Here is a 23,940-nt window from a genome sequence, read left to right on the forward strand (position 1 = left end):
CGTGCTTCCGAACCGGCGGGCTCGGCCAGGCGAACCGGACCCAGGAAGACGGACCCAGCCAGCCGGACTATGTACAGACCAGCCCCGGCAAAAACAGGAGCCCCCGTTCGGCGCGTGCTTGGCACCCCCGTTCTAAGCGTGCTCGGCGCGTGTTCAGCGCGTGTTCTGAGCCTGTTCAAAAGCGGGTGCTCAGAACCCGCAATCAAGAACCCACGGCCGCAGGCACCCGAGCCGTGCTCTGCCGCACCACCAGGGACGTGGCCAGATCCAGACGCAGGTTGTTCGGCCGCTCCCCCTCGAACAACCGGACCGCCATCCGGGCAGCTTCCTCGGCCATTTCAATCAGCGGCTGATGCACCGTGGTCAGCGCAGGACTGGACCACTGTGCCACCTGCAGATCGTCGTACCCCACAATCGAGAGCTCGTCCGGAACGCTGATACCCAGCTGCCGGGCGGCGTCGAGCACCCCCAGCGCCTGCAGGTCACTGCCGGCAAAAATCGCAGTGGGTCGGTCCGGAAGGCTAAGCAGTTCCAACGCGTGATCGCGGCCGCCGTCAACGTGGAAGTTTCCGTACCGGATCAGATCCCGGTCCAACGGCAGTGCGGCGTTGTTCAGCGCAGATCGGTAGCCGTCAATCCGCGCCAGCGAACACATCATGTCCTCCGGCCCCGTTATCGCAGCAATCCGGGTGTGCCCCAGATCGATCAGATGGCGGGTGGCCATCATGCCTCCGGACCAGTTTGCCGACCCGACGGACGGCACATCCGGAGCCGGATCCCCCGCCGGATCGATGATCACAAACGGGATGGACCGCGCTTCGAGCTGCCGGCGCGAGTCCTGCGCCAGGTCGGAGAAGACCAGAACGACGCCGACCGGCCGGCGGGCGATCACACCTTCCACCCACTCGGGCGACGGCGCGTGCCGGGTGCCGCTCTCCGTCAGGACCACACTCAGGCCCTTCTCCCGGGCAATGTTTTCCACGCCGCGGATAATCTCCAGTGCCCAGGCGCTTTCGAGTTCATGGAACACCAGTTCCAGCAGCCGTGACTTGGCCCCACCCTTACGGCGATAGCCGTGCTCGTCCAGCAGCGCCTCGACTTTCGCACGGGTTTTCCGCGATACGTCTGTCCTCCCGTTGAGAACTTTCGAAACTGTCGAAAGTGAAACCTCGGCCTCGGACGCCAGGTCCGCCAGCGTGACCGGGTTCTGCGGCAGTGATGACTGCATAGGTAGTCCTTCGGGGTTCGAAGCAACGCGGACAACAGTTTATTTAAAAGTGTTGCGCATCACATTATGTACATCTTATGCTGACGGCATCTAGTAACTTTCGACCAATATACCGAAAATTTCGGAAGGTGTTCAATGATGAACAAACCCTCGTCCCGGACCCCGGTCCTGGCTGCCGCCGGCATACTGGCGCTCAGCCTCACCCTGGCCGGCTGTGGAGGCGGCGACTCCGCTGCCTCGGACCGTCCCGAAAATGAGATCCATGTCCTCGTTTACGGAGACGCGAGCAACGACGTCGAATCCGCAATGGTCGAACGCTTCAATGAGACCTCCGACGTGAAGGTGGTGCTGGATACCATCCCCGGCGCCGAATACCAGCAGAAGCTGCAGACGGTTATGAGCACTGACGCAGCACCGGACATCTTCTTCAACTGGGGCGGAGGCAGTATCCAAGACTTCGTGGACGCAGACCTGCTGATGCCGCTGGATGACTTCATCGAGGAGGATCCGAAGCTCAAGGACGCTTTCCTTCCCTCGGTGTTCGACGTCGCCACGGTCGACGACACCCCGTACGGTGTGCCGATGCGCGGCACCCAGCCCGTAATGCTCTTCCACAACAAGGAAGTGCTCGCCTCGGCAGGCATCGAGGAAGCACCGCAGACCTGGGACGAACTGCTCGACGCCGTCGAGAAGCTCAAGGCTGCAGGCAAGACCCCGATCGCCCTCGGCGGCGGCGACGAATGGCCCACTCAGATGTGGTTCTCCTACGTCTATGACCGCGTAGCCGGACCGGAACTCTTCCAGTCTGCTATCGACGGCGACACCGACGTCTGGGATTCAGAAGAAAGCCGGGAATCGCTGGGCATGCTGCGTGAACTGGTGGACACCGGGGCATTCGGCACCAACTTCCAGTCCGTGAAGTTCACCGACGGCGGCTCCCACACCCTGCTCTCCACCGGACAGGCCGGCTTCGAACTGATGGGCTCCTGGGAGTACTCCACCATCCAGGACGTCAACCCCGAGTTCGCAGCCAGCGGCCTGGGCTGGAGCGAATTCCCCGAGATCGAGGGAGGCAAGGGAGATCCCGCCAACCTGGTCGGCAACACCAACAACTACTACTCCGTCCTTAAGGACACCCGCTACCCGGAAGCCGCACGTGACTTCCTGAAGCTGATGTACTCGGACGAGTTTGTCCAGGAGCAGATGGCCATCGGCAACCTGCCCACCACCACCAGCACCGAGGGGTTCCTGGATCAGGCGACCAACCCGGAATACGCCCGCTTCCAGTTCGGACTGGTGCAGGATGCGCCTAACTTCCAGCTGTCCTGGGACCAGGCCTACCCGCCGGCCGCAACACCCACCATCCACAGTGCTGTTGCCGACTTCTTCGCCGGAAGCATCGACGAAGACGGCTTCATTGAAGCCATGCAGTCGTTGAAGAAATAGCCGGACCGATTGCCGAGACCATGACCACTCTGCTTCCACCCCGGCCTCCGGCCGCACCGGACAACCCCTCCAAGGGTCGTCCGGTGCGGGCCGGCCGGGCCCGGCTGAACCGTCCGGGCGTCGCCTGGACCCTGCCCGCAACCGTCTTTTTCCTGCTTTTCGCCGTGGTGCCGCTGATCGCCGTCGTCGTCCTGTCCTTTATGACCTGGACGGGACTGGGCGAACCGAAGTTTGTCGGCACGGAGAACTGGGAAACGCTCGCCGGCGATTCGGTAATGCTCAAGAGCCTGTGGCTCAGCGTGCTGTTCATTGTGCTCGGTGTTGCCACCCAGACTCCGGTGAGCATCCTGCTCGGTGTCTGGGCCGCTGGACCGCAGCGTAACCGCGCCGTGCTCAGCGCCATCTTCTTCCTCCCCCTGCTGCTCTCCTCCGCAGCCATCTCGGTGCTGTGGCGGGCGCTGCTGGATCCGAACTTCGGTGTTCCCGCACAGCTCAAGTGGCTGTTCGGGGACGGCAACCTCTTCGGCAACCAGTCCACCGCCATCGGCGTAATCATCTTCGTGGGCATGTGGCAGTTCACCCCCTTCCACACGCTGATTTACCAAGGCGCCGCCAAGTCCGTTCCGCCGGTGCTGTACCAGGCCGCGGAAATCGACGGCGCCGGACGGGCTCGGCAGTTCTTTTCCATCACGCTGCCGCAGCTGCGCAACAGCATCATCACCTCGGTGATCCTGATGGTGGTCGGCGGACTGACCACCTTCGAGACGGTGCTGATCCTGACCAACGGCGGACCCGGGACGGACACCACAATCACCGCGTTCTACATGTACGAGGAAGCCTTCCGCCGCTACAACTTCGGCATGGGCTCCGCCATCGCGCTGGTCCTCGTGGTGGTGGCCACCGCCATCTCGCTGATCATGGTGAAGGTCTCCGGCTACGACAAAATGCGCAGCACCATGGAGGGAGTCTGATGCGTACCCGCCCCAATTACATTGCCGGAGCCGCGGTCACCGTCTGGCTCCTGATCGTTGCCCTGCCGCTGTACGTCATGGTGGCTGCCAGCGTGCAGAGCCGTGCCGAGTTCAGCGCCAACGGCCCGCTGTCCGTGCCCACCAGCTTCACCTTCGAGAACTTCCTGTTGGTCTTCGACAGCGGTTTCGGCAAGTACTTCCTGAACACCTTCCTTGTCACGGCCGGCGTGGTGGGCATTGTCCTGCTGGTGGTGCCGCCGCTGTCCTACGCAATTGTGCGCAGCCAGTCCCGCTCCACCACATTGATCTTCCGGTTCTTCCTGCTCGGGCTGGCCATTCCGGTCCAGGCAGTGATTGTGCCGATGTTCTACCTGATCAACTCGGTGGGCCTGTATGACACCCTGCTGGGCATCATCCTGCCCACGGCCGCGTTCGCGCTGCCGATCTGCACGCTGATCCTCTCCGGGACCATGCGGGACATCACGCCCGAACTCTACGAAGCCATGTCCGTGGACGGAGCGTCCACCACACGTACCTTCCTGCGCCTGGTGCTGCCGCTGTCCAAAGGCGGCCTGTCCACGATTGCGGTGTTCGCCGCGCTGCAGGGCTGGAACGGGTTCCTGCTGCCGCTGATCCTGACCCAGTCGGAATCCACCAAGGTGATCACGCTTGGCCTCTTCAACTTCCAAACCCAGTACGGCATCAACGTGCCGGGCATCCTCGCCGCAGTGATGCTCTCCATGATTCCCGTCCTGCTGGTGTACCTCTTTGCGCGCCGCGCACTGGTCCAGGGCCTTATGGGCGTTGGCGGAAAGTAGACATGACAGAAACAACAGTTCAGCACCTCCCCTGGCGGGACACCTCCCTGACCGCCCGCGAGCGCGCCGCCCGGCTGGCGGCGCAGATGACACTGCGGGAAAAGGTGGCCCAACTCTTCGGCGTCTGGGTGGGTGCCTCCAACGAAGGCGGCCAGGTGGCGCCCCACCAGCACGATATGAAGGAACCGGTGCCGCTGGAGGATCTCCTGCCGAACGGGTTGGGCCAGCTCACCCGGCCGTTCGGCACCCTGCCTGTCGACGCCGGCATGGGCGCCCTGTCCCTGATGCGCACCCAGCAGCGGATCGCCGAGTCCAACCGGTTCGGCATCCCGGCCATGGCGCATGAGGAATGCCTCGCCGGGTTCGCGGCCTGGGGTGCCACGGCGTATCCGGTGCCGCTGTCCTGGGGTGCAACGTTCAACCCGGAGCTGATCGGCCGGATCGGTGCGGCCATCGGCACCGACATGCGCTCGGTCGGCGTGCATCAGGGACTCGCTCCAGTGCTCGACGTCGTCCGCGACGCCCGCTGGGGCCGGGTGGAAGAGACCATCGGCGAAGACCCTTATCTGGTGGGCAGCATCGCTTCGGCCTACATCCGCGGGCTCGAAGGCGCGGGCGTGGTGGCCACGTTGAAGCACTTTGTCGGCTACTCGGCATCCAAGGCCGGCCGCAACCTCGCCCCGGTCTCCGTCGGTGCACGCGAACGCGCGGACGTACTGTTGGTGCCTTTCGAAATGGCAGTGCGGGAATCCGGGGCGCGCTCGGTGATGCACGCCTATACCGACGTCGACGGCGTCCCCTCCGCTGCGGACCGCTCACTGCTCACCGGGCTGCTCCGCGAGACGTGGGGTTTCGACGGCACAGTGGTGGCCGACTACTTCGGGATCGGCTTCCTCAAGGAACTGCACCGTGTGGCCGGTTCGCTCGGCGAGGCCGCTGCGGCTGCACTGACGGCCGGCGTGGACGTGGAACTGCCCACCGTGGATGCGTTCGGTGAGCACCTGATCGAAGAACTGGAGTCCGGGCGGCTGGACGAATCCGTCATCGACACCGCGCTGCTGCGGGTCCTGACGCAGAAGGTCGAACTCGGGCTGCTGGACCCGGACTGGTCCCCGGTGCCCGCGGCCCTGGCCGGTGTGGACGTGACGGACTCGTCCGGCGTGCTGGGTTCGGTGGACCTGGACCGGCCGGAGAACCGGTCCCTGGCGGCCGAGGTCGCTGAGCAGGCACTGATCCTCACCGCCAACAACGGAATCCTGCCGCTCGCAGCCCCGGGGCGGATCGCCGTCGTCGGACCCAATGCCGACAACCCGATGGCGTTCCTGGGCTGCTACTCCTTCCCCGCCCACGTGGGTGTGCAGCACCCGGAGGTGGCAGCGGGAATCGAGTTGCCCACCGTCGCCGCGGCACTGCACGGCGAATTCCCCGACAGCTCCCTCACCGTGACCACCGGCTGCAGCGTGGACGGACCGGAGACGGACGGATTCGCCGAAGCGCTGACCGCCGCCCGCGAGGCCGACGTCGTCGTGGCCGTGCTGGGTGACCGCTCCGGTCTCTTCGGACGCGGCACCAGCGGCGAAGGCTGCGACACCGAGTCGCTGGTCCTGCCCGGGGTGCAGCAGCAGCTGCTGAATGAACTGCTGGACACCGGCAAACCCGTGGTGCTGGTGCTGCTCACCGGACGCCCCTACGCCCTGGGCCGCGCAGCCACGGAAGCCGCCGCCATTGTGCACGCGTTCTTCCCCGGCGAAGAGGGCGGACCGGCGATTGCCGGTGTGCTGAGCGGGCGGGTGAATCCCAGCGGCCGGCTGCCGGTCAGCGTTCCGGCGTCCCCCGGCGCGCAGCCGTCCACTTATCTGGCCGCTCCGCTCGCGCAGCTGAGCGATGTGTCCAGCATCGACCCGACCCCTGCCTTCGCGTTCGGCCACGGGCTGGGCTACAGCAGCTTCGACTGGACGAACGTCGCCCTGGACGGTCCGGCACAGTTCAGCGTCGACGGCGAAACGTCCGTTTCCGTGACAGTGGCCAACACCGGCGAGCGCGACGGCGTCGAGATCGTCCAGCTCTACCTGCACGATCCGGTGGCCTCGGTAGTGCGCCCGGTGCAGCGGCTGGCCGGGTTCGCCCGGGTACCGCTGCGTGCGGGAGAAGCGGCGAAGGTGCGGTTTACGGTTCCGGCCGACGCCGCGTCCTTCACCGGGCGGGACGGGCAGCGGATTGTGGAGCCCGGAGACCTGGAGCTGCGGCTCGGAGCGTCGAGTGCCGACATCCGCGGAACGGCCGGTGTTAGCCTGACCGGAACCGTGCGGGTAGTGGACCACACCCGGCGGCTGCACTGCCCGGCGGACGTGGCGCCGCTGGGCTGAGCACCCGCAACCGCACGCAACGCACCGCCGAAACCCGGGAGCCTGAACCACATGTACTCCGACCTGCCCGCCGACCAGTTGCCCGCCTATCGCGGCAGCACCCGTGCCCCGGAGGGCCTGGAACGGTTCTGGGCGGACACCCTGGACGAGGCACGGCAGCACCCGCTGGCGGTAGAGGTCAACCCCTACCCCAGCGGGCTGCGGACCGTGGAGCTCTATGACGTGGTGTTTCCGGGCTTCGGCGGTGAACCCATCCGTGCCTGGCTGCGGCTGCCGGCCCGGAGCATCCGCGGCGACGTTCCACTGCCCGGCGTCGTACAGTTTGTCGGTTACGGCGGCGGGCGCGGGGACGCACACGAGAACCTGTTCTGGGCCTCGGCCGGGTTCGCCCACCTGCAGATGGATACCCGCGGGCAGGGGGCCGGCTGGAGCAAGGGCGCCACACCCGACGCCGCCGGCAGTGCCGGACCGCAGGTGCCGGGCGTGATGACCCGCGGCGTGCTCGATCCGCAGACCTACTACTACCGGCGACTGTTCACCGACGCGGTCCGGGCGGTGGAGGCCATGCGCTCCCTGTCGGAGGTGTCAGCTGTCCAGGTCGATCCGGCCCGGGTGGCGGTGCTGGGACAGAGCCAGGGCGGGGCACTGGCCCTCGCGGCGTCGGCACTCTGCCCGGACGTGGCCGCCGTCGTCGCGTTTGTGCCGTTCCTGTCCGATTTCCCGCGGGCGGTGTCCGTCACGGATTCCTATCCATACCGCGAGATCCGGGATTACCTCGCCGTCCAGCGCGGGCAGGTGGAGACGGTGATGGAAACGCTGCGCTATTTCGACGCCGTGAACCTGGTCCCGCGGTCTACCGCGCCTGCACTGTTCTCGGTGGCGCTGATGGACACCACCACTCCCCCGTCCACGGTCTACGCCGCGTACAACAGCTACGCCGGACCGAAGGAACTGACGGTGTGGCCGTTCAACGGGCACGAGGCCGGGGCAATCGAGGACGACGTCGCCGCGCTGGCGTTCCTGCAGAAGCAGCTAGCGGGTTAGCCCGGATTCTCGGCGGTGAACAGCTCGCACACGGTGTTGTAATACCGGTCCGTGGTGCCCTGGTGCTGCAACCCGACCTTTTCGCAGACCCGCATCGATGCCGTGTTGGCAGGGTTGGTTACGGCCACAACGCGCGGCAGGCCGGCGTCGAACGCGTGTGCCAGTACAGCGGCACCGGCCTCCGAGGCGTATCCCCTGCCCCAGCTGTCGGGGTGGAAATGCCAGCCGATCTCGATATCGCCCGATGGCTTCCGCTCCGGGCCCGACGCCGGGATGGGCTTCAGCAGTAGGGTTCCGGCGAGGTTCCCGGACTCCTGCTCCTGCACCACCTTCTCCTGCACTGCCCAAATGCCACAGATCTCGTCGTCCCTGCGGACCCATGCCTCAATCAAGGTGAGCGCCTCAGCCCGGTCCTGCATCGTCTTCGGAACGGCGCCCAGAAAACGCTGCACCTCCATGCGGGAGTACAGGTCCAGGACGAAGTCCGCATCCTTGGAAGTGAACGGGCGCAGGGTCAGTCGATCGGTCTCCAGGGTCTGCATCCGGGAAGTCTACAGCGGCTGAAATTGCAGGTCAGGGGCCAGCAGGCCCCGGCCCGCCCGGGTTCTCCCCCGACGGGTCCGGTTCCTTGAGCTCCACGAAAAACACATGGGTTTCCGTCTCTCCGGTGTTTTCGCCGTAGTGCTCCTGGGCGGGCAGCCAACGGACGGCACCGGCGGGCAGTTTTACGTCCATTCCGCCGCCCGGCGCGGGAGTCGGTCCGCCCGGCCCGGGTCCTCCGCCCGGCCCCGGCCCCGGCATAGGACCCGGCATCGGCCCCGGCACAGGACCTACCCCGGGTTCCCCGCCCGAATGCAGCCGCCGGTGAAACGGACTGGCGGTTAGCATCACGCTGTCCGGATGCCGGTGCGGTTTGCTGATGTGCCCGGGCGTATCCCGGTACTCAAGCACGCGCACGCGATCGTTTTCAAACACCACTTTGTAATGGTCGGGATTGGACTCGACGGGGTCCTGAGTCATACCTCAAAGGGTAGGCCGGTTCCTTTCCGGGAAACAGGACAGCCCGACGGTTAGGCAGCAGCAATCCGGTAGCCCAGCCGGTGCTCCTCACCGGGAACCAGCACAATGAGGTCCTTGCCGGAATTGAAGGCATCCGGCGGGCAGGTCATCGGCTCCACGCCCACGCCCAGCCGGTCCATCTTCTCGCCGGAGTAGACCTGCAGCCACGGCGCATCCTTGCCGGTGGAGGACAGGACGGCGCCGAAGCCGGTCTCCGGGTCGGTGAGCGTCACCTGCCACCCGCCGTCGGGCAGGCCGGTGAAGGCATGGTCTACGGTGCGGGTGCCGATCGGTTCGGGAGCGGAGAAGGAGAGCACGGTGCCCTCGGTGTCCCGCAGTTCGCTCAAATCCAGGGGGCTCCCGGACTGCTCCGGGCCGCCCAGCACCTGCGCGGCAGGAACGTCCAGCACGCAGCGGTCCACGGGCACCCGGCCGGCAGTGAGATACGGGTGGGCGGAGACTCCGTAGGGTGCGGGCGCCGTCCCCGCATTGGCGGCGGACAGCTCCACGCTGAGCCCGGTTTCGGCATCGAGCGCATAGACCGCCTGCAGTTCCAGCTGGAACGGATAGCCGGGCTGGCCCATCAGCCGGTGCCGCAGGACCACCCGCTCCGGCGAGGTTTCGGCAATGTCCCAGGCCTCCCACGCCACCAGCCCGTGCAGGGCCATACCGGTCTCGGGTTCGTTGACCGGCACCTGGTACTCGGTGCCGTCGAAGGTGTAGCGGCCGCCGACAATCCGGTTCGGCCAGGGCATCAGCACCTTGCCGGTGAAGGCCTGCGGAATTTCGTCCTCCGCGAGCGGCAGCACCACGTCCCGGCCGCCGAAGGTCAACCCGGCGAGCGTGGCACCCACCGGCAGGATGGTGGCCCGGTAGTCCCCGGCGGCCAGGGAAACGGGATGGCCGTTGGGGCCGAAAGAGGAAGTCATGGGGCCGATCCTATCCGGCCGCCCGCAGCGTAGGGCCTCCCGCCGCCTGCCGGTAACGCTGCAGCACCCCCGGAGTGGGATCCGCCGTCACCACCACGGACGCGCCGTCGTTCCAGGCGGGCCATGCACCGGTGAGGATGGCAGCGGCCTGCCGGGCGGCGCCGTCGGCCACGTACTCCCCCGGGCGCGGGACCGTGACGGGAAGCTCGAAGACCCCGGCAATGGCCTGCTGGATCGCCTCGGACCGCGCAGCACCGCCCACCAGGATGACGCGCTGCGCGGAGACCCCCGTGTTCTTCAGTGCCGCGAAGCCGTCCGCAAGGGAGCAGGCCACGGCCTCGACGGCGGCGCGGGCAAGGTTGGCGGGAGTGAAGTTCCGCAGCGTCATGCCGTGCAGGGAACCGGTTGCGTCCGGAAGGTTGGGGGTGCGCTCCCCTTCAAAGTAGGGCACCATCACCAGGCCGTCGGCACCGGCCGGAGCGGAGAGGGCCAGCCGCGTCAGTTCGTTCAGTTCCACCCCGAGCAGGGCAGCGGTGGCGTCCAGGACACGGGAGGCGTTCAGGGTGGCGGTCAGCGGGAGAAAGTGGCCGGTGGCGTCGGCAAAGCCGGCCACAAGTCCGGTGGCGTCCGACGTCGGGGCGTCGGCGACGGCGAAGACGGTGCCTGAGGTGCCGATGGAGACCACCACATCCCCCACCCCGGCTGCGACACCCAGCCCGGCGGCCGCGTTGTCACCGGCACCCGGGCCGATCAGCGCGCCGGCGGGAGTGCGGGCACCCGCTTCGAGCGGACTCAGGACGCGGGGCAGCTGCGGCACGTGGCCGAGGGTCTGCTCCAGGACGTCGGGAAGGTACTCGCCGGTGGACGGGGACCAGTAGCCGGTGCCGGAGGCGTCGGACCGGTCGGTGGTCAGGGCGGCCAGTCCTTCCGCCCCGCTGCCCGGCCCGTAACCGGCCAGGCGCCAGCTCAGCCAGTCGTGCGGCAGGCAGACGGCGGCGGTGCGGGCGGCATTTTCCGGCTCATTTTCGGCCAGCCAGCGCAGCTTCGTCGCGGTAATCGAGGCCACCGGCACGGTACCCGTGGTGTCGGCCCAGTACCGGGCGCCGTCGGGTCCGGCGTCGGCAATGAGCTTGTCCGCGGCTGCGGCGGAGCGGACATCGTTCCAGAGCAGCGCCGGGCGGACCACGGCGCCGGTTTCGTCCAGGCAGACCATGCCGTGCTGCTGCCCGCCCACCGAGACGGCGTCGACGTCGTCCAGTCCCCCGGCAGCCGCCGCGGCTTCCAAGAAGGCTGCCCACCACGCTTCGGGATCCACCTCGGTGCCCGCCGGGTGGCGGGCCGTGCCTTCGCGCAACAGCGCGCCGGTCTGGGCATCGCGGATAACTACCTTGCAGGACTGGGTGGAGCTGTCGACTCCGGCAACGAGTGGCATGTCGAGCCTTTCAACGGGTGCTGCCGCCGGTCCCCCAGGACCCGGCGGCAGCACGATTCGGTGATGTTTTGCGCGTCGTGCGCAGGTAGCCTAGCGGGCACCCATCAGGTGTTCCAGCGCAAGCTGGTTCAGCTTCACGAACCCGAAGTCGCGGTCTGCGGCGGCGTCGGCGTTGAAGTCCTCGAAGGACGCGGCGTCGGAAAGCAGGTCCGCGACGGATTCACCGGCAGCCAGCGTGGGCTGTGCCAGCTCGGTGATGCCGGCGTACTGCATGGCTTCCTGCACCTCGGGATCGGCGCGGAAGGCCAGGGCACGTTCCTTGAGCAGCAGGTACATGTCCATGTTGGCCTTGGCGGATTCCCAGACACCTTCGTAGCCCTCGGTACGGGACGGCTTGTAGTCGAAGTGGCGCGGGCCTTCGTAGCGCGGTCCGCCGTTGGGGAAACCGTTCTCCAGCAGGTCGACGGTGAAGAAGGCGCTGGTGAGGTCACCGTGCCCGAAGACGAGGTCCTGGTCGAACTTGATGGACTTCTGTCCGTTGAGGTCAATGTGGAACAGCTTGCCGGACCACAGTGCCTGGGCGATGCCGTGGGTGAAGTTCAGCCCGGCCATCTGCTCGTGCCCGGTTTCCGGGTTCAGGCCGACAATGTCACCGTGCTCAAGCTGGGCAATGAACGCCAGGCCGTGGCCGATGGTCGGCAGGAAGATGTCGCCGCGCGGTTCGTTGGGCTTGGGCTCGATTGCGATGCGCAGCCCGTAGCCCTTCTCCTTGATGTAGCCGGCAGCGGTGTCGATGCCCTCACGCATGCGGTCAAAGGCTGCGGAGAAGTCCTTGGAACCGTCGTATTCACTGCCTTCACGGCCGCCCCACATCACGAAGGTTTCCGCGCCGAGCTCCGCGGCGAGGTCGATGTTCCGCAGCACCTTGCGCAGTGCGAAGCGGCGGACGGAGCGGTCATTGGAGGTGAAGCCGCCGTCCTTGAACACCGGGTGCGTGAACAGGTTGGTGGTCACCATGGGTGCCTTGAGGCCGGTTTCGGCCAGGGCGTTGGTGAAGTTCTTGATGATGATGTCCCGCTCCTGCGCCGTGGCGTCGAAGGGAACCAGGTCATTGTCGTGGAAGGTCACCCCGTAGGCGCCCAGTTCGGCGAGCTTGTGCATGCCCTTGATGGGATCCAGGGCGGCCCGCGTCGGTGTGCCGAAGGGGTCGGTTCCGGTCCAGCCGATGGTCCAGAGGCCGAAGGTAAAGCGGTCGGAAGGCGATGGCGTCATTGTCACGTTAGCTCCAGGATAAGGATTAGTTGGAACCAACAACATATTGGGGCGATACTCCCGTGTCAATGGTTATCGGACAATAAAACTCCCCTCCGCGGGCCCTCGCGGCCAGCCGAGGGGTATTTTGTTGCCACCCCCAACCAAATCACGGCGGCAGCAGGTAGGCTGGAGGATGGCCATCAACTGGAGAGGGAACAAAGACGTGGAAAGCGGCATTATCAGCGCGCCTGCCCCGGCGGGCCGCGGCACCGATAACCTGCGGTCCACCAACCTCTCCCGCATCCTGACCCTGCTGCACCGGAACGGGCAGCTCTCCCGTGCGGACCTGACCCGGCTTACCGGGTTCAACCGCTCCACCATCGGTGCCCTGGTCGGCGAACTGGCCGGCATGGGGCTGGCGTACGAGACGGATCCCCCCGCCGGACGGGTCGGAAGGCCCAGCCCGCTGGTCCACCCCAACGAGCGGGTGGCCGCCGTAGTGGTCCATCCCGACGTCGACGCCGTGACCGTAGGCCTGGTGGGGCTGGGCGGGCGGGTGCACCGCCGGGTCCGCCATGACACCGTTTCCCGGCCGAGCGTGGCCGAGACGGTAAGCATCACCCGCGCCGTGCTGGCCGGGATGGCTCCCGATCTGGCCGGGATGGACCGGATTGCCGGCGTGGGTGTGGCTGTTCCCGGACTCACCCGCACCTCCGACGGCCAGGTACTGCTGGCGCCACACCTGGGTTGGCGGAACGAGCCGCTGGCCGCTCCCCTGGCCGAGGCACTGGCCCTGCCGGTGTTCGCCGGCAACGACGCCACGCTGGGTTCGGTGGCAGAGAGTCTCTTCGGTGCCGCCGTCGACACCGATAATGCCGTGTACCTCAACGGCAGTGCGAGCGGGATCGGCGGCGGGATCATCGTTGCCGGCACGCCGCTGCGCGGGGCGGACGGCTACGCGGGCGAGCTCGGGCACACGCTGGTCCGCAGCGACGGCGAACAATGCCACTGCGGCCGGCGCGGCTGCCTGGAAACGGAAGTGAACCTGGCCCGCCTGCTGGAGGTCCTGGGCCTGGACCGCGCGGACCAGGACACGCTGGACGCAGCGATGGCCGACCAGCAGACCGCGGCGGTGCGCGCCGAAGCGGACCGGCAGCTGGACCAGCTGGCAGTGGCGCTGACCAACTTCGTGAACATCTTCAACCCGGACACGATTGTCCTGGGAGGTTTCCTCGGCACCCTGTTCGCCTCCAATCCCGAGCGGCTGACCGACGCCGTTGCCGCCGAGGCGGTGGCGAGCCTCGGCGAGCGGGTACAGCTGCGCCGGGCGGCGCTGCGCTCGGAGCTGCTGCTGGTCGGCGCCGCGGAGCTGGCCTTCGCCCCGGTGCTGGCGGCGCCGCGCCCGGCTTAGGAATCGCCCGGCTTAGGAGTCCCAGCCGAAACTGAAACGCTCGGGCCGGAACGGTTCCAGCAGCGGATGCCGGCGGCCGGTGAGGATTTCATCGGCCACCAGCTCCCCGGTGATCAGGCCCAGCGTGGCCCCCGAGTGCGTGAAGGCGGTCCAGCAGCCGGGCAGCGCGGCAAGCTCGCCGAGCACGGGTTCGCCGTCCCCCGGCACCGGTTTCAACCCCGGCTGCCGGCTCTGCGGCACCACTTCCGGATGCCCGGCCAGCACCCGGCTCGCCTCCGCCGCCAGCTCGGCCGGCACCTCGGGATCCACGCTCCAGCTGCCGTCCTCAAGGCGCTGCACCCGGTCCAGGTACCAGGTGGAATCCATCGCGAGCCGTCCGCCGGGGTGCGGGCGCAGCGAAATCCGCGGCGTGTTCAGCACGGCCCGCAGTCCGTGGTCCACCGGTTCGCTGATCACCAGCATGGCCGGGTCGGAGGCGTCGGGCAGGTGGACACCTGCCTCGGCGAGTACCGCGGGGGTGCCGGCTCCGCAGGCGACGACGACGGCGTCGGCCGCGTATTCTTCCCCGCCGGCCGTGCGGATCCCGCGCGCCCTGATGACGCCGTCGGACCCGTCCCCGCGGGGAACAGTGCGGGTAAGAGTGCATCTGCCGGCGTGTTCAATCAGGGTGCCGCCGCGCATTGTGAACTCCTCGGCCAGGTACCGGACCAAGTGCGGCAGCGACACCCAGCCCTCGCCCGGGTTGACCAGCACCCGGTGCGGCAGGACCCCCGGGTCCACGCCCGGCACCATGGCCGGAACGTCTTCGCGTTCCACCATCCGGGCCTCGTAGCCCTGTCTGGTCTCTGTGTTGTGCCGTTCGATGACAACAAACGGGTCATCGTCCCAGTACAGGGCGCCGTCAAAGGCAAGCCAGTCGATGCCGGGGTTCTGGGCCAGCAGGGTCCGGTACCGGTCGATGCCGGCCATCCGCAGCCGGTAATAATCCTGGCCGTAACCGCCGGCGTTCAGCCAGGACAGCGAGCGACCGGAGGCTCCGCTGCCCACTTCCGCTTCCGTCACCAGCAGCACGCCCGCCCCGCCGCGCAGCAGCTGCACCGCAGTGGAAAGTCCCAGCACTCCGCCGCCCAGGACGGCGACGGTATCCGGCGGAAGCGTGTTCGGCATGCTTTTCCCCTTCATGAAGTACCGCAGGGTTCAATTCTCTGATTACCTTGTCAGGTAATTTCCAGCAGTTTAAGTGAAAGACGGCGCCGTGCATTCTTCTTCCTCCTCCGAACAGCCGCGCCGCATCCCGGTTATTGCCGACGTCGACACCGGCGTGGACGATGCCCTGGCCCTGACCTTCCTGGCCCGCAGCCCGCGCATCGATCTGCGGGCAGTGACCTGCGTGGCCGGGAACACCGACGTCGACCAGGTACTGCGCAATACCCTGGACGTGCTGGACCTTGCCGGACGGCCGGATGTTCCAGTGGCCCGCGGGGCGGAGCGGCCGCTGATCAACGAGCCCCGCAATGCTCACGCCTTCCACGGTGCCAACGGGATCGGCGGGCTGCAGCTGCCGGCCGCCAGTGCACTGGCCTCGCCGCTGGCCGCCGTCGAACTCCTGCACCGCACCATCGAAGATTCACCGGAGCCGGTGACCCTGCTGGGCATCGGCCCGCTGACCAACCTGGCGGTGTTCCTGCGTGCCTACCCGCTCACGGCCCGGAAGCTGGAACGGATTGTGTTTATGGGCGGATCCGCAGGGATGGGCAATGCCACCTCGCATGCCGAGTTCAATGCCTGGCATGACCCCGAGGCACTGGCCGTGGTGCTGGAAAGCGGAGTGCCGGTGACCATGTACGGGCTGGACGTCTTTATGCTGGCGACACTCGATGCGCCGCAGTACCTGAAATTGGAAGCCTCCACGGATCCCGGTGCACGGCTCGTGGGTTCGCTGCTGGCCTTGGGCGCCCGGACTCGGGCGGCCGGAGGTGTCCTGGGCGCGGAGCCGCTTCCCACGGTGAGCGCCAATGACGGCACCCTCGAGCCCATGACCATCGGCGACGCCGGTGCCGCCTGCCTGATCGCCGCCCCGGAAACCGTGGTGCTGGAGGATTACCCGGTCCGGGTGGAGCTTGCCGGGCACAGCCGCGGGCAGACCCTGGTGGACCGGCGGAGAATCGCCGGCGAGGACGCAGTGCACGGCCTGCTCGCCCCGGCACCGGTGATTTCGGTGGCCATGGCGCTGGACCACCCCGCCATGGTCCGGACGTTCCTGGAGACGGTGGCTCCGGACGAGGCTATTCGTAGCTAAAGAAGCCCTGCCCGGTCTTCCGTCCGAGTTCGCCGCGGGCCACCTTGTCCCGGAGAATCTGCGGCGGCGCGAAGCGGTCGCCGAGCGTCGAGTGCAGGTACTCGGCGATCCCCAGCCGGACGTCCAGTCCCACCAGGTCAGTGGTGCGCAGCGGGCCGGTGGGGTGGCGGTAGCCCAGAGTCATGGCCGCGTCGATATCCTCGGCGGACGCCACCCCCTCCTCCACCATCCGCATGGCTTCCAGTGCGATGGCGACGCCGAGCCGGGAGGACGCGAAGCCGGGCGCATCGCGGACGACGACGGCGGCCTTGCCCAGGGCTTCAATCCATTCCTGCGCGCTTGCGGCCAGCTGCTCCGATGTCCGGGCGCCGAGGACCAGTTCCACCAAACGGGAAGCCGGCACGGGATTGAAGAAGTGCAGGCCGCAGAAATTCTCCGGCCGCTTCAAACCCGCAGCCAGCCGGTCCACGGACAGCGAGGACGTGTTGGTCGCCAGCCACGCGCCGTCGTCGAGCTGTTCCTCCACAGCGTGCAGGGCGGTGGATTTCAGCGCGAAGTCCTCCGGCACCGCTTCCACCACCAGGCCGCAGCCCGCGAACTCGCCGTAATCCACGGCGAAGGCGGCACTGTCGGCGAGCTCTTGGGCGCTTTCGTCCGTGTCCCCGCGTTCCACGCTTTTGGCCAGTGACGCGGTGACCCGGGAGAGGGCGGCGTCGGCGGCTTCCCGGTCCCGTTCCACCACCACCACCTCCGCTCCGGCCAGGAGGAACGCGTGGGCAATGCCCGCTCCCATGCGTCCGCCGCCCAGCACCCCCACCCGTGCCGGAACGGTACCGGCGTTAGCGCTCCCGGGTGCCACGGGGGTTCTCCTTACGGTCGAGGAAAGCCTGCATGCGGTCCAGCTTCGCCTCGGATTCGAAGAGGATTCCCTGGGCAAGGTTGTCGATCAGCGGATGGGCTTCGCGCGGTGCCGCGAAGGCAGCTTTGGTCAGGCGCAGGGCCAGCGGATCGGACGCGGTGATGCGGTCCGCCAGCGCGTGGGCGGCGGGCAGCAGGCCGGCGGGGTGGTGGAGTTCGGTGATCAGCCGGACGGCCAGTGCTTCCTCCCCGGACAGGATCCGTCCGGCCAGCAGCATGTCCTTGGCCAGCGGCTCCCCCACGAGCTCCTTCAGCCGCCAGGTGGCTCCGGCAGCTGCCATGATTCCCAGCCCCGCTTCGGGCTGGCCGATCTTCAGCCGCGGTGTGCCCAGCCGGAAGTCCGCGGCGTAGGCCAGTTCCGCCCCGCCGCCCAGGGCAAATCCGTCCAAGGCTGCAATCACGGGCAGCGGCAGGGCGGCAATCCGGGTGAAGAGACCGGAGTTGATGCCTGCCAGGGCGTCGTCGCGACGCCGTTCGCGCAGCTCGGTAATGTCCGCCCCGGCGGCAAAGATCCCCTTTCCACCAACCTCGGTGCCGGAGAGGATCAGCACCCGCGGCCGCCGCTCCAGTTCGGCGCAGACCGCATGCAGTTCCGCCACCATGGCCGCGTCAATGGCGTTGCGGACCTCGGGCCGGTGCAGCTGGACGTGGATCCGGTCCGCGCCCTCGGTCACCCGGAGCGTAGAGAATCCTGCGAATGCCTCGGTCTGCTGCTGCGGGGGTTCCGTCACGGTGCGCCCGTCCTCTCGTTGCGGGCCGGCGTCCTTGCCGGCAGTCCCAGTATTACGCAGGCACCGGACTTTGCCGTGATGCGGCTCACTGCGGCACGGGATGCTCTGTGGCCCAGCGGACCAGCTCCGCGGTCATGGCACGGTAGCCCGCGTCGGTGGGGTGCAGCAGCTCCTGGTTGGCGGTAAACGAGTCGGCGGCCCGCAACAGCCCGGAGAGGTCTGCCGCATGCACGAACGGTTCCGGGCTGCAGGCGCCGTGTCCGGCCAGGGCCTGTTCAACGGCGTCCACGTAGTAGACGTTGGGAAAGGAAGACGTATCCACGGCGGACCGGATGACGGCGTTCAAGTCATCGATGAGGTCCCGGCCGAAGCGTTGTTCCTCCGTGCTGAGCCGGCCGCAGTCGCCGTCGGGCTCATCAAAAAGCTGGGGGTACGGAAGCACCAGCACGGGAGCAGGGACGGCCGTCGCGACGCTGGCATAGGCGTCCACGAGGTCCGCTTCCAGGGCGGACAGCTGCTCCGCCGCATGGGCGACAAGTTTCGGGTCATCACTGCAGGGAGTGGTTTCCAGCAGGCAGGCCTGCAGGATTCCGGCGAAGTCGAGGTTGTTGCCGCCCACCGAGAGCACCACCAGGGTCGGTTCGAAGCCCTGCAGCTGCTCCAGCTGCGCAGGGACCGTGCCGGGGTCCGTTGCCGGTCCGGCTCCGGGATCCAGAACGGCCAGCCGTTGCTGAGCAGTCAGGTGCCCGGTGGTGGCCCGGGAACACGCCAGGTTCGCAATGTTCTGCGGGGCAAACAGTTCCGCAGCGGGCGGGTGGAGGCTGCGGTGGCAGGAATCCCCGCCGCCGGACACTGCAGGCTGATAATCGCCGGCACCCTCCCCCGCGGCGAAGGAGTCGCCGAGGATGGCCAGGCGTCCGGCGTCGCCGGTTACCTCCGCGAGCCAGCCCGAGGGGCGGGGCGGTTCCGGGGTCGGGGCGGGGCTGGGGGTTGGATCGCTGGGCGTTGGATCGGGGCTGGCCGCCGTCGTCGTACTGCCCGACGGCGGACCCGCGGCAGGTGCGGTCGAGCATCCGGAGAGCAGTAGCGCGGTCCCAACGATGCCGGCTGCTGCACTCCGCCTCGCGCCCGCGCACGTCCGCTTTTTCATGAGCGCCCCTGAATCATTGAGCTGGTGGAAGTTAAACGACGGCGGCCGGCGTCGTTGGCAGTGATAACCCCTACCAACGACGTCGGCCGCCGCTTCATACCTATTGCTTAAGGCCGGTTACCGACGGCGGCCCAGCGCCTCGTTCACGACCGGGTCCCCGAGCTGGCTCAGCCAGGTCAGCAGTGCCGGGTAGGTGGACGGGTTGGCTGCCACGACTACCCGGGCACGCGGGTGGGTAGCCAGTTCCTGGAGCCGTGCCAGGGGCGTGGCAGGATCGGCGGCTTCGGCCAGCAGGGCGGCATCCGGGTCAGCGACCGGGGTACGCCGAACGGTGTCTTCGGACACTTCCTCGTCCTGGTCCTGCGACTCAGTTGCCGCAGACTGCACGGGTTCCTGGGCCGGAGCCGGGTCGGTTGCGGTCTCCTGGACGGGGGCCTGCTGCTGGGGTTCCTGGACCGGCGCCTGCTGCTGTACCGGCTGCACCGGCTGCGGGAACTGGTGCTGCTGAGCCCCAACGAAAGTGGCCGGCGTCGGAATGGCGGGAACCTGCGCCCGGGCCGGAGCCCCTTCAAAGGCGAAGCCGGTGCCCGTGTTGCCGGAGGCCGGCAGCGACTTGAAGTGTGCCCGCGCAGCCTTATCCAGCCAAAGCACGGCCAGCACCGCGAACGGCATAACCCAGGTGAGCACCATGATCAGGGACATGACCGTCCCTACCGGCAACGGCTCGGTGCCCGCCGACCACTCGGAGTCCTGGACTTCGAACAGGATCATGAGGATCAGCGCCAGGACAAACACGGCACCCGCGTACACGCTGCCCATCACGAAAGCGGACCGCTCGTCGCGGGAGGCAAGCTTCGGGGTCAGTGCGGTGGCGGCAACCAACAGGAGCGCCAGAACCAGGCCAACCGACCAGGAGGCCACTCCGTCGTAGTCTTCGATCAGTGTCTGCACCAGTCCGATCAGCATGAAGACGGCCAAAGCCGCTGCCAGGATCAGGGTCAGGAGCAGTACGGGACGGAGGGCAGCGAGTCGGTCCGCGGGGGCAGGCGCGGTCCGGTCCGTGGTGCGGGCGACGGACGGAGCGGAAACCGTAGCGCCGAAGGCCATCCAGAACAAGATGGAGAATCCTGCTCCTCCCGGGAAGAACCCCTGCGGAATCGAATCCACGCCCATGAGTCCCAGCACCGCGAGGAAAGCGCCGCCCACACCGAGCGCCACACCGGCAAAACGCCAGGCGTCGGAGCCGCGGAAGACCTTCAGTGCGATGAGTCCAAGAACCGCTACCGACAGGAGCGCGGCAACAATCCGGGAAACCAGCAACATCCATCGGTCCCCGACCGTGTAGTACTCCTGTACTTCCATGGCAAGCAGGATGATCTGCAGGATGGTGGTGACGGCCATAAAGCCCACAATGCCCAGCATGACGAACAGCCACCGCCGGTGGCGTGCCCCATCAACCTCGCCGGGAGCTATTTCACCCTTTCGCGGCTGTGCGGCGAGGATGGCACCTGCGAGTCCGAAGGCCACGGCGTTGCCCAGGAACCGGAAATCATCGTCCCCGAAGCCGGAAACGAGGCTCAGCACGAAGTAGACGAGCACCAGGATCACGTACGGAAGATTTGCCAGGAGGCGAATGTCCTGGATCATCCGGTAGCCGATTCTGGGTCCGAAGACGCCCGCTCGCCACAGGTAGCTGACGCCAATGGACATCATGCTTAGGAGAGTGATGAGGAGTACGTCTACCCGGGTTCCGGCCTTGCTGGGGTCGTCGTAGCTACTCGTACTGATGGTCCACGTCATGAACAGCGAGGCGAAGAGAGCCAGGAAAGCCAGGCCGTCACGGACGTAGTCACTGATCGGAACCCCGGCAAAAGGCGACGGGCGCTTGATGCCCGAGGGAACCTGCGCCTGAGCCTGGCCGTAGCCGGGGTGACCCGGATACTGCTGCTCTTGACGCTGCTGGGGCGGCTGACCGTACGCCTGCTGGCCGTAGCCCTGGCCGGGCTGGCCGTAAGGCGCCTGGCCGTAACCACCCTGGCCGGGCTGGCCGTAAGGCACCTGGCCGGGCTGGCCGGGTGCGCCGACTGCTGCGAACTGCCGATCGTCCGCCGGTCCGGCAGCTGGTGTTGCGGGTTCGGAAGCAGGCTCCGCGACTGGAGCGGAAGCTGCAGCAGCGGGCGCGGCACCTATGGCATACCCGCAGTCCGCACAGAACCGGCCTCCCGGTTCTTGTTGTTTCCCACATTCGGGACAGAATTTCATAACGCCTTCCTTGGATCCTCAAAAATCATTTATGCCGGTGGCCCGGCAGACCCGGCTGCAGGCTGGAGCGCCCGCCGGGAAGCCTGCTATTTCGTCTTGACCGCGACCGTGTAGCTCACAAGGTTGAAGTCGGTCTCCGGAGTGGCGGACAGAATCTGGACTTTCAGCTCATGGTCCTTGCCGTCATTGGGGTAGGCGATGGAGTACTCGACCCTCTCCCCCATCGGGATTTCAAGCTTCTCTTCCTTACCATCCAGCGTGATGCCGAGCACGATCGTTGAACTCGATGAGCCGAGGGCGCTGATCTCCAGATCGGCTTCGACGTCCGCGCCCGCGATGGTGTGGCTCTTCGCGGACTCTTCCGAGGACCCGGTGGAAAGCACTCCGTAATCGCTGCTGATGTACGAGCCTGAAGGCACTGAGTCCGCCGAGTAATCCGAATCGGAGTAGTCCGAGTCATTGGAAAAGTCGTAGCCCTTCCCCTCAACCAGGGTCAGGTCGGCGGAGTGCTCGAAGTCGTTGCCCTTTTCAGCGAACTCTTCCTGCCATTCCGGGCCGGCAAAGACCACGAGCTTGTAGCTGCCCGCCTCGACCTCATCGCCCCATCCGAGGTCCGCGATCTGGTCCTTGCCGTCCTCGGAGTACACCAGCATGTCGCCGAAGTCGCCGTCTTCCGGCTCCAGGGCCATGTCCTCGTCAACCGTCAGGTTGAGGACCGCGAAGCCGGCCGAGTTGAACTCCACCTCGGTGGATTCGTCCACGCTGATATCTCCGGTGGCATCCTCGGTGTTCGCGAGTTGCATCAAGGCCAGCGCCTGCTCACGGGTCAGGGAATCGGTCCAGTTGATGATCCAGTCCGCAACGGTGTGCCCCAGGCTCACCCGCCACTTGCCTTCCTCCTCAATGGTGGTCAGGCTCATGATCTTCGCGCCGCCCAGCATCTCCATGGAGGGCTCAATGGAGTAACCGGAATCGCTGAAGCAGATGCTGTCGGACTCCCGCTCGCCTTCGATGCACTCGCTGGTGAGGGTGATCTCGTCGCCGTATTCGCTTTCAACCGTGATGTTCTCGACGACGGCGACGGCACGGTCACCGTCCTTGTCGCCATCCGTGAAGCGCACGTCGCTGATGTTCAGCTCTTCCCCGCCCGCCCCGGCCATCATGTCGTCAAACAGGTCCTGGTACAGGTACAGCAGGCTGCCTTCGTGGATGGACAGTGTCCCGGCCAGCGGCTCCAGGCTTCCTTCGGAAACCACGTCCGGAACGGCCTCTACTGCGGCCTGCGCAGCTGCAGCCGGGCTGTCGCTGCCGCCTGCGGTTTCGGGAACGCTGCCGCGGTCATACCCTTCGCTCTCATTGATGATTTCGGCGATGCTGTACATCGGGCTTACGTACCAACGGCCGTCACGTTCGGTGGCCACCAGGGTCAGCGGAGAGCCGTCCGCTCCCATTTCGTTGAGCTGGACGGTTTCATCAATCTTTTCTTCGTCTTCGTAGCCGCCGGCCTCGAGACCGGAGCGGATGGCTCCGGTGGTTTCAGCCGGATCCAGCTGGAACCGCGCCTCACCGGAGGTGTACTTGATCAGCGCCGTGGACTCGTCGATCTCGGTGACCTCGGGATCGACACCCTCGAAGGTGATGCTGATGCCGTCGAAAGTCAGCTCGTCGTCGATTTCGGCGTCTTCGTCGGCGACCTTGTTAATCGCTTCCTCCAGGCCGAATTCCTCGACCTTGTCCATCACTTGTTCCTGGATGCGCTGGAGCGGTTCGCGTTCCTCCGGCGGCACCATGGTGGCCAGTCCAATGATGTCCTTGGACTCGATGGACTCCACCACCTTGTCGGCAGCGTCTTCGGCGGACCCGGCACCTCCGCGGACCATGTTCTGCACGATGAAGAACGCCGCCAGCCCCAGAATGACCAGGAGTGCCAGTACGGAGACCAGGATGATCGTCAGCTTGCGGGAGGGCTTCTTACCGCCCGACGACGGCGCGCCGGGTCCGGTGGGTCCCTGCGGGCCGGCGGGGCCGCCGTCGTTGGGAGCACCGTATGTGGGACCTGAACCGGCGGGGCCGGTGTAGCCGGTGCCGGGCTGGCCGGATCCGGACTGGGCCGCAGCTTGCGAGACAAAGGGTGGGTCAAATACTGAAGTCGACGCAGCCGGGGTACGCATAGCTGCGGTCTGCTGTTCGCTGTGCTGCTGGGCCGGAGCCTGCTCGAACCGCTGCGTCGGCTGCTCTGTCTGGGCCGGAGCCTGCTCGAACCGCTGCGTCGGCTGCTCGGCCTGGGCCGGGCTCTGGGAGTCGACAGCCTGAGGGGAGGCCGCCTGGGGGGACGCTGCCTGCGGGGACGCTGCCTGCGGGGAGTCGGCGCGGTGCGTTCCGGAACTCGGGGCGGCATCGGCTTCCGTGCCCTGAGGGGCGGTGGTTTCGCCGCCCGACAGTGCCGGCTGAGGCGCCTGGCAATTGGTACAGAATTTCCAATGCGGCTGCAGTTCAGCGCCGCAGGACGTGCAGTGTTTCAAGACTCCCCCAGGATGTCAGCAAGGACCCGGAAGGAGTAAGTGATGGTCCCCCCGAGCCAACAGATACGTACGGCACTAGACCCTAGCACGGGCCGTGGTC

19 protein-coding genes are annotated in these 23,940 nt (G+C 67.0%); 7 read left to right on the forward strand and 12 right to left on the reverse strand.

Going from position 1 to position 23,940, the window contains the following annotated elements:
* Positions 1-202 precede the first annotated feature (202 nt).
* Positions 203-1,228, reverse strand: a complete 1,026-nt coding sequence (locus tag LOC56_RS12630) for a LacI family DNA-binding transcriptional regulator (RefSeq protein ID WP_229952592.1) — start codon at positions 1,226-1,228, stop codon at positions 203-205.
* A 135-nt stretch (positions 1,229-1,363) separates the two neighbouring features.
* Between LOC56_RS12630 and LOC56_RS12635 the strand changes: the two genes are divergently transcribed.
* The 5 genes from LOC56_RS12635 to LOC56_RS12655 are packed head-to-tail and all read left to right on the forward strand — an operon-like array spanning position 1,364 to position 7,873.
* Positions 1,364-2,674, forward strand: coding sequence for an ABC transporter substrate-binding protein (locus LOC56_RS12635; protein ID WP_229952593.1), 1,311 nt, complete (start codon positions 1,364-1,366; stop codon positions 2,672-2,674).
* A 20-nt stretch (positions 2,675-2,694) separates the two neighbouring features.
* A complete protein-coding gene (locus LOC56_RS12640) occupies positions 2,695-3,645 on the forward strand; it encodes a carbohydrate ABC transporter permease (protein ID WP_229952594.1) in 951 nt (316 codons plus the stop codon).
* Complete coding sequence (locus LOC56_RS12645; RefSeq protein ID WP_229952595.1) at positions 3,645-4,463, forward strand: carbohydrate ABC transporter permease; 819 nt, start codon at positions 3,645-3,647, stop codon at positions 4,461-4,463. The genes LOC56_RS12640 and LOC56_RS12645 overlap by 1 nt, the downstream gene beginning before the upstream one ends.
* Before the next feature lie 2 nt (positions 4,464-4,465).
* A complete protein-coding gene (locus tag LOC56_RS12650; RefSeq protein WP_229952596.1) occupies positions 4,466-6,829 on the forward strand; it encodes a glycoside hydrolase family 3 N-terminal domain-containing protein in 2,364 nt (787 codons plus the stop codon).
* Between the two features lie 51 nt (positions 6,830-6,880).
* The gene (locus tag LOC56_RS12655) at positions 6,881-7,873 is read left to right on the forward strand and encodes an acetylxylan esterase (protein ID WP_229952597.1); all 993 of its coding nucleotides are present in this window, start codon (positions 6,881-6,883) and stop codon (positions 7,871-7,873) included.
* On the opposite strand, the gene LOC56_RS12660 is transcribed toward LOC56_RS12655, so the two are convergent.
* The 5 genes from LOC56_RS12660 to xylA all read right to left on the reverse strand — a co-directional run bounded on the left by LOC56_RS12660 (position 7,870) and on the right by xylA (position 12,565).
* Positions 7,870-8,415, reverse strand: a complete 546-nt coding sequence (locus LOC56_RS12660) for a GNAT family N-acetyltransferase (protein WP_229952598.1) — start codon at positions 8,413-8,415, stop codon at positions 7,870-7,872. The two genes, LOC56_RS12655 and LOC56_RS12660, sit on opposite strands and share 4 nt — an antisense overlap.
* 31 nt (positions 8,416-8,446) lie before the next feature.
* Positions 8,447-8,608, reverse strand: coding sequence for a hypothetical protein (locus LOC56_RS12665; RefSeq protein ID WP_229952599.1), 162 nt, complete (start codon positions 8,606-8,608; stop codon positions 8,447-8,449).
* A gap of 335 nt (positions 8,609-8,943) precedes the next feature.
* Positions 8,944-9,861 (reverse strand): aldose-1-epimerase, encoded by a 918-nt coding sequence (locus LOC56_RS12670; RefSeq protein ID WP_229952600.1) that lies wholly within the window; start codon positions 9,859-9,861, stop codon positions 8,944-8,946.
* Between the two features lie 10 nt (positions 9,862-9,871).
* Positions 9,872-11,293: an FGGY family carbohydrate kinase gene (locus LOC56_RS12675; protein WP_229952601.1), complete on the reverse strand. Its 1,422-nt coding sequence runs from the start codon at positions 11,291-11,293 to the stop codon at positions 9,872-9,874.
* 90 nt (positions 11,294-11,383) lie between these two features.
* Positions 11,384-12,565 carry a xylose isomerase gene (xylA, locus tag LOC56_RS12680; protein ID WP_407079881.1) on the reverse strand — a complete coding sequence of 394 codons (1,182 nt, stop codon included), beginning with the start codon at positions 12,563-12,565 and terminating at the stop codon, positions 11,384-11,386.
* 205 nt (positions 12,566-12,770) lie between these two features.
* On the opposite strand from xylA, the gene LOC56_RS12685 reads away from it, so the two are divergent.
* Entirely contained in the window at positions 12,771-13,958 is a 1,188-nt protein-coding gene (locus LOC56_RS12685) for an ROK family protein (protein WP_229952603.1), read from the forward strand.
* A gap of 12 nt (positions 13,959-13,970) precedes the next feature.
* Here LOC56_RS12685 and LOC56_RS12690 read toward each other — a convergent pair whose 3' ends face one another.
* Positions 13,971-15,125, reverse strand: coding sequence for an NAD(P)/FAD-dependent oxidoreductase (locus LOC56_RS12690; RefSeq protein ID WP_229952604.1), 1,155 nt, complete (start codon positions 15,123-15,125; stop codon positions 13,971-13,973).
* A gap of 88 nt (positions 15,126-15,213) precedes the next feature.
* On the opposite strand from LOC56_RS12690, the gene LOC56_RS12695 reads away from it, so the two are divergent.
* Positions 15,214-16,257: a nucleoside hydrolase gene (locus LOC56_RS12695; RefSeq protein ID WP_229952605.1), complete on the forward strand. Its 1,044-nt coding sequence runs from the start codon at positions 15,214-15,216 to the stop codon at positions 16,255-16,257.
* Here the strand turns inward: LOC56_RS12695 and LOC56_RS12700 are convergent.
* From LOC56_RS12700 to LOC56_RS12720, 5 genes are all read right to left on the reverse strand, one after another.
* Positions 16,244-17,116 (reverse strand): 3-hydroxyacyl-CoA dehydrogenase family protein, encoded by an 873-nt coding sequence (locus LOC56_RS12700; protein ID WP_331460945.1) that lies wholly within the window; start codon positions 17,114-17,116, stop codon positions 16,244-16,246. The genes LOC56_RS12695 and LOC56_RS12700 overlap by 14 nt on opposite strands.
* Positions 17,097-17,906, reverse strand: a complete 810-nt coding sequence (locus LOC56_RS12705) for an enoyl-CoA hydratase/isomerase family protein (protein ID WP_229952606.1) — start codon at positions 17,904-17,906, stop codon at positions 17,097-17,099. Before LOC56_RS12705 ends, LOC56_RS12700 begins: the two co-directional genes overlap by 20 nt.
* 85 nt (positions 17,907-17,991) lie before the next feature.
* Positions 17,992-19,056, reverse strand: a complete 1,065-nt coding sequence (locus LOC56_RS12710; protein WP_229952607.1) for an SGNH/GDSL hydrolase family protein — start codon at positions 19,054-19,056, stop codon at positions 17,992-17,994.
* 117 nt (positions 19,057-19,173) lie between these two features.
* Complete coding sequence (locus LOC56_RS12715) at positions 19,174-21,114, reverse strand: DUF7937 domain-containing protein (protein ID WP_229952608.1); 1,941 nt, start codon at positions 21,112-21,114, stop codon at positions 19,174-19,176.
* Positions 21,115-21,404: 290 nt separating this feature from the next.
* Positions 21,405-23,840: a hypothetical protein gene (locus LOC56_RS12720; protein ID WP_229952609.1), complete on the reverse strand. Its 2,436-nt coding sequence runs from the start codon at positions 23,838-23,840 to the stop codon at positions 21,405-21,407.
* Between the last annotated feature and the right edge of the window lie 100 nt (positions 23,841-23,940).

Origin of the sequence: Arthrobacter sp. zg-Y179 (assembly GCF_020907345.1) — a bacterium.
Taxonomy (GTDB): domain Bacteria; phylum Actinomycetota; class Actinomycetes; order Actinomycetales; family Micrococcaceae; genus Arthrobacter_B; species Arthrobacter_B jinronghuae.